The organism is Mycoplasma buteonis, assembly GCF_000733865.1.
In the GTDB taxonomy this organism is placed as follows: domain Bacteria; phylum Bacillota_I; class Bacilli_A; order Mycoplasmatales; family Metamycoplasmataceae; genus Mycoplasmopsis; species Mycoplasmopsis buteonis.
The window spans coordinates 95,367-110,168 of the sequence record NZ_JPOK01000006.1; the positions used below are offsets into that span (position 1 = coordinate 95,367).

General features: G+C 25.5%; 5 protein-coding genes. All 5 read left to right on the forward strand.

Going from position 1 to position 14,802, the window contains the following annotated elements; translation table 4 throughout:
* Positions 1-2 precede the first annotated feature (2 nt).
* Positions 3-578: an aminoacyl-tRNA hydrolase gene (gene pth / locus EI91_RS02080; protein ID WP_036452539.1), complete on the forward strand. Its 576-nt coding sequence runs from the start codon at positions 3-5 to the stop codon at positions 576-578.
* Entirely contained in the window at positions 559-1,437 is an 879-nt protein-coding gene (gene tilS, locus EI91_RS02085; protein WP_036452542.1) for a tRNA lysidine(34) synthetase TilS, read from the forward strand. Before pth ends, tilS begins: the two co-directional genes overlap by 20 nt.
* Positions 1,438-1,485: 48 nt before the next feature.
* Positions 1,486-3,531, forward strand: coding sequence for an ATP-dependent zinc metalloprotease FtsH (gene ftsH, locus EI91_RS02090; protein WP_036452543.1), 2,046 nt, complete (start codon positions 1,486-1,488; stop codon positions 3,529-3,531).
* Positions 3,532-3,720: 189 nt separating this feature from the next.
* On the forward strand, positions 3,721-10,404 hold the full coding sequence (locus EI91_RS02095) for a hypothetical protein (RefSeq protein ID WP_036452545.1): 6,684 nt from the start codon (positions 3,721-3,723) through the stop codon (positions 10,402-10,404).
* Between the two features lie 113 nt (positions 10,405-10,517).
* The coding region (locus EI91_RS02100) for a hypothetical protein (RefSeq protein WP_036452547.1) at positions 10,518-14,802 on the forward strand (4,285 nt) is incomplete at its 3' end.

Consider the following 14,802-nt stretch of genomic DNA (forward strand, 5'->3'; position numbering starts at 1 on the left):
TTATGAAATTAATTGTTGGATTAGGAAATCCAGGCGATCAATATAAATTCACAAGACACAACGCTGGTTTTTTAGTTATTGATCGTATTTGTCAAAAATTAAATGTTACAATGCAAAAAAGCAAATTTAACGGAGAATACGTAAAAATAGATGACTTAGTAATTGCTAAACCTTTAACATATATGAATAATTCAGGTCAATTTGTTAGTGCGATAGCTAATTATTTTAAAATTTTACCTGATGATATATTAATAATCCATGATGAAAAAGACTTTCCGTTAGGTAAAAGTAGCATTAAAATAGGTGGTAGTGGCGGAAGCCATAATGGAGTATTAAGCATAATTGAACAATTAGGTAACAAAAACTTTAAAAGATTAAAAATTGGTATTGATGTTCCACATCAATCACAATTACGTGATTTCGTTTTAGGACGCTTTAGTGAAGATGAATTAAAAATTTTAAACAAAATAATTGAACGTGCAGCTGATGCTTCAATTGATTTTGCTTTTAATGATATTGTTGCTGTAATGAATAAATTTAATTCAAAAAAAATTTATAATGAAGTTTCTGAAAAATAAAAAAATAATTTTAGCTGTCAGCGGTGGACCTGACAGCATGTTTTTATTAAATAAATATAAGAAATATAACATTACAGTAGCTTTTATTAATTACAACCAAAGGGAAAATAGCTATATTGATGAACAAATTGTGTCCGTTTTTTGTTCACAACACAACATAAATTTACTTAAATTATGTGTGAATAAAAATGATTATCAAGGTGGTAATTTTCAAAATTGGGCAAGAGAAATTAGATATAAATTTTTTAAAGAAATTTATATTAAAGAAAAAGCTGATTATTTATTTACAGCACACCATTTAGATGATTTTTTAGAAACTGCAATTATGCAAAAAGAGAGTCATAGATTTACTTTCTTTTACGGTATTAAGAAAAATAGCTACTTAAATGGAATGAAAATTTATCGTCCTTTTGTTAATAGATATTTTAAAAAAACTATATTAAAAAAGTGTGAAAAGAAAAATATACCTTTTGCAGTTGATTACACAAATGAAATACCTAAATATACTAGAAATAAAATTAGATTAACAAATCAAAATAAAAGTTTTTTTTCAAAATATTTGATGTATTTATGATTTAAAAATAAAAATCTTAGTTTAAAAAATATTGAAAATTCAGTTAATTTAGAATATAAAATTTGAAAAGAAAAAGATTTTAGTCAAGATTTATTTGAGCTACTAAAATATAAAAATGAACTAATTTTCAAATTAATTAATAATCAATTTGAAAATATAGAATTAAGTACTAAAAAAATAAATTCAATAGTTCAATTTGTGCTATCACCTAATAGAACAAGCAAATATTTACTCAAAAAAGATGTTTATTTAATAAAAAACAAGGGACAAATATTATTTAAATAATATAAAATTTATATATTATTGTAAATTAAATAATATAGAAAGGAATTTATGAAAAACAAGAAAAAAAGTGCATGAACAACTGTTCTTTCAGTTATTGTTCTTTTAGCTCTTGCTGGAGTAATAATTTGAGCATCATTTTTCCGTGGTGTAAACACACGAGTAGAAACATTAAGTAATTTTCAAAAATTCATGGTTGATGCTTCAGAAAACACTTCTGACGGCACTTATTTTAAAAGTATAGTTTTTGATCAAGTTGCAAATACTTTTAAAGTTGAATATTTTAAAGATAATAAATTACAGTCATTTTTAGTGTATGGTAATTTAGGTTTATTAAGTGAAAATTCAAGATCTTTATTAACAGGAACGGAAATTTATTTAGGTCCAGTAATTTCAGATATTAAGCCAACTCCTTTTATGTCAAACCCACAAGTTATGGGTTCATTTAGTGGAACAAAATTTGAAGGACCTAGTGTATTCTTACAAATTGTAATTTCATTAATACCTGTTTTAATTCTTGCAGCTGTATTTGTTTGATTTTATAGAGCACAATCAAAAGCAATGAATGGTGGAGCAAATCCTTTTGGTGATAAAGGACCAGCACAACTAATTAAATCTGATAAGAAATTTTCAGATGTAGCTGGAAATAAAGAACCAATTGAAGAAATTAAAGAAATTGTGGATTATTTAAAAAATCCTAAAAAATACGAAATTTCTGGTGCTAGAATGCCTAGAGGTATTCTACTCGGTGGTCCTCCAGGGACAGGAAAAACATTACTAGCTAAAGCGACAGCAGGAGAAGCTAACGTTCCATTTTACTTTGTTTCTGCTTCTAACTTTGTTGAGCTTTTTGTTGGTATGGGAGCAAAAAGAGTAAGACAAGTTATAGCAGAAGCTCGTAAAAATTCACCTGCAATTATTTTTATTGATGAGCTTGATGCTATAGGAAGAACACGTGGTAGTGGAATTGGTGGAGGACACGATGAACGTGAACAAACACTTAACCAATTACTTGTTGAAATGGATGGTATTAAAGAAAACTCAGGTCTTTTATTTGTGGCTGCTACAAACCGTACTGACGTTTTAGATCCTGCTCTTACACGTCCTGGTCGTTTTGATCGTGTAATTACAGTTGGATTACCAGATGTAAAAGAAAGAGAAGAAATTCTAAAATTACATGCTAAAGGAAAACGTTTTAATGATAATGTTGATTTTAGTAGAGTTGCAAAAAGAACACCTGGTTTTTCAGGTGCCCAACTTGAAAACGTTATTAATGAAGCTGTTTTATTATCTGTACGTGAAAATGCACAAGCTATTAGTCTAGATTTAATTGACGAAGCAATTGATAGAGTTATGGCGGGACCTGCTAAAAAATCTAGAACAATTACACAAGAAGAACTTACTCTTGTAGCTTATCATGAAGCCGGTCACGCAGTTGTAGGTATTAAAATTCCAGGAGGGAATAAAGTTCAAAAAATAACAATTATTCCTCGTGGTCAAGCTGGTGGTTACAACTTAATGATGCCCGAAAATGAAAAGTACAACTATACAAAAGAAGAACTTTTAGCATCTATTGCTAGTTTCATGGGTGGTAGAGCTGCCGAAGAAATCATTTATGGTACAGATAAAATTACAACTGGTGCTTCTGATGATATTAATAAAGCTACTTCAATCGCAAGAAGAATGGTTACTGAATTTGGTATGAGTGATTTAGGACCTATTAAATATCAAGAAGAAGGTGGAAGTCCTTTCTTAGGTAAAACATTAGCAACAAGTTCAAGTATTTCTAATCAAATAAGTCATGAAATTGATTTGGAAGTTCGTAAAATTATTTTAGAAGCAAAAGAAATTGCTATAAAAGTTATTAAAGAAAACACAAAATTATTAGAATTAATCAAAACATTACTTTTAGAAAAAGAAACAATTATTTCTGAAGAGATTGATTATATAGCAGAACATCTTGAACTCCCTCCTAAAAAAGTAGATGAGAAAATTGAAGAAGATCACTTTCAAAGTGTTGACGATTTAATTAAAAAGAGCGAAAATATAATTGAAGAAAAAAATAAACAAACTCCAGAGTTAAATGAAAGTAAATAATTTAAAAAACGCTAAATGCGTTTTTTTATTTCATTTTTAATAAAAAAAATACCAAAAAATAGATAAAAATCACGTATTTTTATAAAGTAAAGTAAAATATAAATTAATTTATATTATTAAATATTTTTTAAACTTAAATGCATAAAAATTATAAAAATATAGACATTCTTATGTCGTGAAAGGTATTTTATGAGTAAAAAATCAACTATTATTACAGCAGGAGCAGTAACTGCAGCTTTTGCTATTGGTGGAGGTATATGAACTAGTCTTTTAAACACTGATACAAAAGAACAAGAAGGTAATGAAATTGAACACCTGACAGTTGAAGATCTTTTTAATAAACTTCAAGACTTACAAGCAAAATTAAACGAAAAAGGTGTATCAATTTTTAATGAAGAAATTGAAGATAAGAGAACTGCTCTTAACCAACTTTCTTCACAAGTTTTAGATAGTGATTTTAATGATAAATTTCAGTCATTAATAAATGATGTTAATTTACTAGAAGAAAAAATTAATAAATATTTACAGCTTCTAAAAGATTTAGAAGATGCATATAATCTAGGAAATAGTTATAATCAAAAAATTAAATCAGAACACCCTACAATTTCTACCAAGAAATTAGAAAATTCTTTAGAAAATGCTATAAATTTAACAATAGATTCTTTATTTGAAGATATTTTGGAAGCTAAAAATAACATAGAAAACGCTAAAAATGAATTAGAGTATCAAATAAATGAATTTGATAGAATAAATAATTTAAAGAGAAATGAAATTTTAGAATTAATCAATCAAGCACAAGATAAAGAACAACAATTACGTGACAATAATCAAAAAGATTTCGCTAATGAACTAAACGAATTAATTGATAAATTAGAAAACTTAAAAAACTCAGAAAATTTAGATAATAATCAACTAGATGAACTTAAAAAAGAAGTTTTGGATTTAATTGAAAAAAGTAAAAAGCAAGCAAAATTATTTAAAGAAATTAAAGATAAGACAGAAGAAATAAAAAGCTTAGCTAACGGAATTAATGATAAAAATCAAAATAAAGTATTCGACAAATTAAATGAGTTAATTCAAAAAGGTGAAAATACAAAGATTAATGATAGTGTTAATAATTTAACAAAGACTTTGGAAGAATTGAATAAAGAATTAAATAAATTAAATATTAGAGAAAAAACAGAAGCAGAAACTTTAAATAAAGACTTAAATGACTTGTTTAATAAGTATAAAAATGATGAAACTATTTCAATTCCTGAAAAATTAAAAGACTTTTTAGATAATAACTCAAAACCTGAGAACAAAGAAAATTTATCTGATTTAAATAATTATAATAATGAAGCTAAAAAAATGCTTTCTGATTTGGAAAATGCTATTAAATCTTCAAAAGGTAAGAAGGAACTATCAGAAACAAAATTAGAAAACAAAATTAATCAACTAGAAAATTTAATTAATTCAGATAAATATAAAGATTCAAATTTTAATAATATTAAATCAAATCTTGAAAATGAGCTTTCAGATTCAAAAGTTCTTTTAGATATGATTAAAAATTCTGCTAGTGATTTATCAGATGATAAAAAAGAAAATCTTATTAATGAGGAAGTTGAAAAAATTAATGAATTAATTAAGAGTTCAGCTGTTGAAAAAGATGCTAAAGAGACAGCACTTAATAATTTAAATAGTCTTAATTCTGAAGCTGATCAAGTTATTAAAGATTTAAAAAATAATGATTTTGATTCTACAGAATTAGAAACAGCTAATAATAATTCGCTTCTTGCTATTAGTAATTTAGATTCTAATGAAATTGAAGAACGTGTTAAAAATTTAACAACAGAAATTAGTAAAGCAAAAGAAAAAATTCAAAATGGCAAAACTGAAGTTCAAACTCAAATTAATGAAAAAATTAAAGAAGCAAAAGGTTTAATTACAGATTTATATAAAGAAAGCTTAAGTGATCAAGCTAAATCTTTAGAAAACTCAATTAATAATTCTATTAATAGTAATGATAGTGTTACTATTCCGGAATTAAACAAAGAACTAGAAAATTTAAACAAAGAAATTAGTAAAGCAAAAAGTAATTTAGCTGAAAGAGAAAAGCAAAAAGAAGCAGAAATTAATAAATTACGTAGTCTTGAAGAGGAATTAAAAACACTTACTCCAAATCAAGATTTAATGCTTGATAATATCACAAATTTAATTAATTCAGCAATTAATGATTCACAAAAAATAACTAATAAAAACACTTTAGAAGAAATTAAAAATGCAATTAAAAAAATAGAATCTAAAAAAGATTTTATTAACCAAGAAAAACAAAATAAAATTCAAAGTTTAGAAAAAATAGATAAAACAGTCCAGAAAGCTAAACAAGTACTTGGTAAATTAAAAGAACTAGGACTTAATTCGTCGGATTTAGAAAACGCTTTACAAAAGTCTACTAATAATTTAGGAACAAAAAACTCTGATGCAGTAAATACTCTTAATGAAATTTTAGAAAACGCAATTAAATCTGCAAATAAATTAATTTCAAAACAAAGTGATAAAGCGTTAGAAGATTTAAATAATAAAATTGTTGAAGCAAATATTTTAGCGAATAATCTTAGAGATCCTGAACTTAAAAACGATTTAAAAAAACTTCAAAACGCAATTACTAATGCAGAACAAAATAATAATGATTTATCTAAAGAACAATTAAAAGCAAAAGAGATTGAACTACAAGCAGCTATTGATGAAGCTAAAAGAGCAAAAAAAATAAATGAAGAAGAAAAACAAAACGCTTTAACAGAATTGGAAAAAGCAAAAGAAGCTCTCGACAATCAAAAAATAGATGATAATAATTACAAAAATGTTAATAATGATATTAACGAAGCATTAAAAAAAGCTAATATTGTTAATTCTACTAATACACTTAAAGAAATTAAAGATGCGATTAAGAATTTAGAGGAAGCAAAAGAAAAAGCTGTTAATGAAAAAAGTGCAAAAGAACAAGAAATTAATACTTTAAATGCAAAGATTGAACAAGCAAGAACGATTTCTGAAAAATTAAAAAATAATGGATTAAGCTCATCAACTATTGAAAATGTAATTAATGATACTCAAGCTGAAGTTCCTTCAAGAAATTCGATAGAAGTTAGAAAACTTTTAGAAAATCTTAATAATTCAATAAATGAAGCGAATAATACTTTGACAGCTGCAAAAAATGAAGCTACTGAAAATTTAAATAATTTAATTGAGCAAGCACAAAGTTTAACAGAAACAATGAGCGAATCTGCACTTGCAAGTACAAAAGCAAAATTAGAAAACGCAATTAAATCAGCAAGTCCACTAGATGGTGATACAGTTTTAAAATTAAAAAATAAATTAAGTTCTTTACAAGCTGCTCTTGATGAGGCTAAAGAAACACAATATAAAAATAACTTAGATAAACAAAAACAAGCTAAAGATGATGAATTAAGAGAGCTTGAAAAAGAAATTTTAGGATTAGTACCTGCTAATGTCAATAATTTTGATAATATTAAAAAATTAGCTAATCAAGCGGTAGATAAATCTAAAAAAGTTACAAAAGATAACTCAACTTTAAAAGTGATTGAAAACGAAATTGATTCTTTAAAAAACACAAAAGAAGAACTTATTGCTGAAAAATTAGAAAAAGAAAATAATTTAAGCTTATTAAAAACAAAACATGAAGAAGCTAAGAAGGTACTAGAAGATTTAAAATCAAATGGCGTTGACACAACTGCGTTACAAAGCTCAATTAATCTAACTAATCCTAATAATAATCAATTAGTAACAAACAAACCTGCTGTAGACATTAAATCTTTAATTAGTAATTTAGAAAATGCTATTAACAAAGCTCAAAATGATATTGTTACTGCAAAAGAAGTGGCTAAAGCAGCTTTAAACAAAATTATTGATAAAGCAAATGCCTTAAAAGATTTAATGTCTGATACAGATTTATCAGAAGAAAAATCTAATTTAGAAAACGCTATTAATAATGCTCAAAATAATATTGATTCACTCAATGTTTCTCAAATTAAAGAAAGACAAAAAACTTTAGAAGAAGCATTAAAAAATGCTCAACAAAAAGTTGATGAATATAACAAAAATAAAAATAAAAATTCAGAAATTGAAAAGCTTAGACAACTTGAAAACGATGTTAAATCAATTGTAAATTCAAGCGATCAAAATTTACAAAATGTTAAAAACATGATTCATGAAGCAATTAATGGTCAAAACGGTAGTGCCAAAGTAACAAAATCAAATTCAATTGAAGAAATAACATCTGCTATTCAAAAATTAAAAACTGCTCAAAATAGTATCCAAAGAGAAAAAGAAGCAAAAATAAATCAAATTGCTTCACTTTCAGCAGCAGAAGCGGAAATTGAAAAGATACTTGCTAAACTCAATCAAAATAATCAAATAAATTCTAAGAATGAATTAAAAAATAAACTTAATGAAATTAAAAACAATTTAAGTAACTTAAGTTCAGAAGAGATTAGACAAAAAATTAATAATTTAAAAACATTAGCAAAAGATAAAGCAAATGCTTTAAATGATTTAATTTTAAAAAGTAAAAAAGCTTTAGAAAATGAAATTGCAGAGGCTAAAAAATTAATGACAGCATTAAAAGACTCTGCTCTTATAGACCAAAAAAATAAAGTGCAAGCAGCAATTACCAAAGCTCAAAAAGATTTAAAAAATAATACAGTTCCGTCTCTTCAAGAATCTCTTGGTAATTTAGTTAAAGTTGTTCAAAACGCTATTAACAAAATTGCTGATAATGATCTTAAGAAACAAAGAACATTTGAAGCAATTCAAGATTTAAAAAACAAAATTCAGGCAATTAACACTAACCCAAGACAAAATATCTTATCTAATATAGATCCTTTAAAAACAGAAGCTCTGAAAGATGTTGATAGTTTAACTAAAACTAGCGATAGCAAATTACTAGATGATATGCTTAAAAAGCTACAAACAGCTAAATCAAATATTGAAAAAGAAATTAGTGATAAAAAATTAAATTTAGACAAACTTAGTGCAACACAACAAAAAGCTTTAGATTTAATTACTAAATTAAATAATGCAAAAATTAATTCTCAACCATTAGAAAATGGAATTACAAGTTCTAACAATAATTTAGATAGTAGTACAGCTGGAGAAATTGAACAAGCTAATCAAACACTTGAAGCATTAATTAAAAAAATGGATTCTGAACTTAGTGAAAAATCAAACAAAGAAAAAGAAGAAAAATTAAATGAGTTAGAAGCTTTAAAGAAAGCTGTAAAAAATATAGTATCTACTCAAGAAAAAGGATTTGATAATGTTCAAAGCTTAATTAATGAAGCTATTAGAAAAGCTGAAGCTTTAGGAACTGAGACATTATCAAACATTAATGATGCTATAAAAATATTAAAAGATGATAAAGTAATTATTGAAAATCAAAAAACAGAAAAGACTAAAGCTTTAACATCATTTAATTACTTAAAAAATACTGCTAATAGAGTTAAAAATCAATTGTCTAAGTTAGGTATCTTAAATACAGAAATTGATAATGTTTTAAATACTGCTGGAACAGATGAACAAATTAGTATTTCAACTCCTGAATCATTTGTTGGTTCAAATGGTATTAACACTAAATTAGAAAACGCAATTAAGAATACATTAATTCAGATGGTAAAAGCAGTTAGAAATGACAACAATAAAGCTGTAGATTTATTCTATTACGATCAAGCAAATGAACCATTTTCAATCAATGGTATTAGAATTGAACCAAAAGATTTCTTATCTAAAAAAGTTTCTTATAATAAAAAAGCAGTACAATCAATTTACGAGAATTTTAAATCTTCAGTAAATACAGATAATAAAGCTTATTCAGATGAAAAAATAAGTTTTGAAAACATTGGTAATTTAGAATTATTTCTAAATAACCTACTTGCAACCAGAAATTTAGCTATAACCGCGGCTCTTGGTGCAGCAAAAGATTGAGATTACCTTGGAAGTTACAAAAGATTTGCAAAAATGGAATCTTTAAGATATTTACCATTTAGAATTTTGTTAAAAACTCCAGAATACTGAAACATGGTTACTCCTTACGAAAATGGCACAATTAAGAGAGATGGATTTAGATGACAACAATCAAATGCAAATAGTTATACTGCATACTATACACAACCAAAAAGCGAGAATCAGATTAAAAACAACATTTTAGATGCTTCGCAGTTATTTTTTAAATGAATGCAACCAATTTCAAAAAACATGGAAGAAATTGATAAATATGTATTTTTTGAAACTTATCCATTAACTGATATCACTTCACTTGCCGATGAAAATGGTTTTTTAACTAAACTTATTAATGTAAACAAACACTTTATTGATGTAGAAGCAAAAATTAAAAGTGCTAGTTCATCAGGTAGTGACTGAACTAATGTATTTAGAAGACTTACTAATACCGAAATGACAGCAATTTTCTATGTATTTTATTCCGCAGTAGCTGGTGTTTTAGACACTGACTGAGGTAAAAATGAGTTACGTAACAAACAAAATTCATTTTCTACAATAGGTTTATCAGCTAATGAACTTTATAAAAAAGCTGGAGAAAGAGCTAAATCAGAAAATATTCCATATATTTTAAATACTGTTGGTCAATTTTGATCTTGAAGATACGAAGATTATGATACTTTTATATCTGCAACAAATAAATTTAAAGAATGACTTATTACTGATAAATTCCTTGACAAGTTCTTTGATATTATCAAAGAATTAGATAAAAATACGGAAATTAGCACAATGCAACAATTTAAAGAATTATTTACTTATCCAACAGAAGTTATTATTCCACAGCAATTAAGAACAGCAAGAACTAGAAGTGCAAAATAAAAAATCGCATAGGCGATTTTTTCTTTTAAATTAGAGAAATACAGCTAAAAATTTTTAATTCTAAAATTTAGTATAATCATTTAATAATTTAATTCAAAGATAAAGAGGTATTTATGAAAAGGTTATTTAAAGAGGTTTGAAGATCGCTATTTAAAAACAACAAAGTAGTTGTAGCTGGTTTAACAATTTTAATTTTCTTAACTTCAGGTATTTTCACTTTACTTAATGATACTTATCAATCAATGAGTAGACAATATAATTCTTATAAACTAAAGTCTAAAACTCATGATTTAACAGTAGATTTTAATTTAAATGCAAACGGAAATGCTTACAATAATGGATACTATATTAATGGTTTAACTCAAAATGATTCTCATATTGACTACGATAAAGCATTACGTTATGTTTCTGTAGATCAAAATGGTGAACCTAATTTTAAGCAAAATTATAAAATCATTGATTTTAATGTTTTACAAAATCAAGAGTATCTCAATTTATCTAACTTCTTTTCTTCACCAGAAGAAAAAGAAAAATTTGCTAGTCAGTACATCAAAACTAGTGATTTATTAACACTTTATTCAAATTATAATAATGAAAAAGATACCTTAGAAGAACAACCTCTTTTAAATTTAGAATTTACAGATCAAGGGCAACAAATTGTCTTAAAAAATCATTATTTAATTAATTCTTATGTTAAAGAAAACGGAAAGTACTCTTTAAATATAAATTCTAGAACTCTTAATAATAGTTCTGCTAGCGTTTTTGCATTTGATAAAACCTATAAATTAAGTGATTTAGTTTCTATTAACAATGAAAATGATTTTATTGTTATTTCACAAGTTCCTGAAATGTATATTAATTTATCAGAAAGTAATCCAATAGCAACTTTTGATTTAATTAAAGCTAGAAAATGAAAAGAAGAAAACAAATTAATTTATACTTTAAATTCAAAATCAGTAGCAGGTGCATTAGGGTTTCTTCCAAAAAATGGAGCGGATGATAAATTTCGAAGAATAATAAATCAAAGTGGTGACTATGGATTAATCAATTTTGATGAAAATGACACTTTAGAAAATATTTATGAAAAAAGTTTAAAAAATCTTTTTTCTTATAGTAATGTTTTTAATTCAAATGAAATTACTGCAAGTGCACCTCAACAATTTGAATTTGAGGCAAATAAAAAATATCATATTCCTTATGAATGAACAGCGTTACAAGAAAATTACACTTTTTACACTAGGAAACATTATCGTTTAACCTATGATAATTTTCATAAAAAAGATTGAACAGGAACTTATCTAAGTTTTATAGAAAACTTAGAAAAAAACAACGAAATTACACCGGAAATGGTTCAATTTTCTTTATGAACTAAGTTGCATAAGTCATATATTAGAAATTATGATTCGCAAGGAAATTTAAGTTCATTAAAAGAATTAAATGATTTAGAATCAAATTCAATTGTTTCTTATGATGAAGCTAATCAAGTTAACTTAAGGTTTGCTGAACCGCAGTACCAAGAAATTTCACCTCAAACTTTAGATCGTAAAATTTTGAAAGTCTCAAATGAAAATATTAGTCTGACAACAAGTATTAACGATTTTTATTATTTAGAAAATCCACAGACTATAGCAAGAATTGAAACTTATGGTCCTACCTTAACATTAAAGCAATATAACGATATTAGTAATAGAAATATTAGAAATGAAAAGTTTGATTTTATTAAAAATGGTGCTTTAAAAATTACTAAGCAAAATATTTACAATCAGATTGCAGAGAAAGTTGGACGTGAAAACATCGGAATTAGACAATCAATTACTGTAGATTCTTTCAATAATAATGAAAAATATGTTTTTCACTTAGTTAACACAGGAAATAGTGATGCTGAAATAAATGGAATTAAAAACAATTTAAATAAGCTTACAAGTGATGAAAAAGATTTTTCAATTTATGGAAACAAAATAGATGCTGAACAAGTGTTTAACAGTAAACAAATTCCACCCTTTGTTTCAAAAACCATTATTGCACAAGCGAAGTCAAACGTTAGCCCAGATCCAGAATATATTAATATTGATTTAACTTATTCTGATGTTAGATTTTTTGACTATGATACTAAAGAATTGCAAATTTTAAGTGGTAAGAAAATTTATAAATTATCTAAATACGGATACGACTTAGAACCAAATTTTGCTAATTTAGGTGTAACTTGAAATGGTAATAAGTTAATTTTAATTCATCCAGTATATAAAGATGGTACACAAGAGATTTCCTACTGAGAAAATACTAGTTTAAAAATTAACAAAAATGGAGAAATTACAATTGATGAATTTTTCAATTTGATTAATAGTGATAACAATCAACTAACTATTAAAGCTGAAATTGGGAAAGATGGTTGAATTGCAAAATCAGATATATATTCAAACTGACTTTATGTTCCTTTTGGATATCGTGGTCCAGATAGTGAAGTTGTTTTAGAAGCTACAAATTTTAATACTTTAAATAAAGCGTTAGAAAAAGTAGAGAAAAACTTATTAGAAACAACTTTAATTAAAGATGGTTTTATTACTAAGGATGTTTTATATAATTTCCAAAAATCTTTTGCAATAGCTGCTGAAAAAAATAACTTCGCAAGTATTTTCTCTGAAGGAAGTGTAAACTTAAATATTGTTCCGAAATTAATCTTAGACACTCTATACGAAATGACGCATAGTAGTAATGGTGACTATATTAATAAAATGTTGGTTTCAATTTTAACTAGAATTAAACAAAAAATTTTAGAAAATCCAAAAGACAAACAAAAAGAATACTTAGTTCAACAATTTGAAAAATTTGACAACTTTATGAAAGTTGCTATCGGAGATTTAGCACAATATCCTATCAACTGAGCTTCTTTTATAAATTTAGTTAAAGATCCTGTTGTAGTCCTTGATAATTTAATCAATTTAGTAAATGCAATTGATATTAAAAGATTTACCGATTTCACCAATGATTTCTTTACAAACGAATATAACAAATATTTTGATATAAATGGTAATAGACTTACTGATGAATACGTCCAAGAGCATCCAAATGAATTAGCTTACCAAAGAAAATTTTCATATCATGAAATGATTTTATGATTTTTACAATCAATTAACTGAGATAACTTTAAGCAAGCCTTAATGAATATTATTGATAATGTTAATTTATCTTTTATTTTAGATATTAATAATTCTAATAATCCTTTTTCTTATTTATTAAAATCTCTACCTTTCAATATTGAAGCTATTTTAAGACAAGTTGATGAAAATCCAAATTTATCTGGATTACACTATCAAAATATAATTCGTGGTATTAAAGAATTAATTAATGTATTCGATTTAAATGTTTTTATTAATTTGGTTAACGAGCGTATCAAAACTGATCGGTTTGATTTACAAGAAAAGATTTTTGATGAAACTTTTAACACAGATGTTACACTGAATAGACATTACATTTTAAAATACTTAACACAAACAGATTGAATTTATAGCTTATTAAAAACTTTCTTTAATGTTCCAAATTCAAACAAACAAATTAAGCAAATACTTATAAATATGTTTAATTTATCATCAAAAGGAACTTCAATCAAGTTAGATAAAGATACTTATTTAACTATTCCAACTGCAGATCATGATAAACTAGATTACTTTGATTTATTAAGTTTAACAGCACAAAAGAATCAAGCTGAGCAAAATGATAACGATGTTAATAGCTTTATGAATTTAGCTAATGTTATTGAAAAAATTAAAGATTTAGATTCTGTAAAATTAAATGACTTATCCAAAGGAGATCGTCAAACATTAAACCTATTTTTTGGTTGAAAATTAGTTGATGATCAAAATAATGAAATAATTTATTCTAAAGAAGAAATTAAAAAGAAAATCAATATTTGAACAAAAATTTTAGCTTTCGTTCAGTACCATGGAAATGATGAGAATTTAGCTCCACAAATGAGTATTTCAGACTTATTTGCTTACTTTATCAATAATACAGATACATCAAATAATGTTTTATTTTATTCAATTGTGCAAAAAGCATTAGGATTATTTGATAAATTTAATGCAAGCAATAAATATTCATATTTAAAACCAGCTTATAGCTTGACCAGTTTATTTTTTAAAGCTATGCAGCTAGATTTACCGATGGTAGCAAAAATCGAGTTTTTAAATTCATTAATTGCTTTAGCTAACAATCCTGAATTATTAAAAGAAGTTAATTCATTTGATTTAAGTGAAGCAAATAGCAAAAATATTGTTGCAGCTAGCGATTCTGGTTTCGGTGTCACTTATTCACTAGCTTATCCAGAAAAATTTAGTAATAGATTATTTACTGAACAAAATGCATCAAAAGCTCAAAATTTAGTTCATGATTGAATTAGCG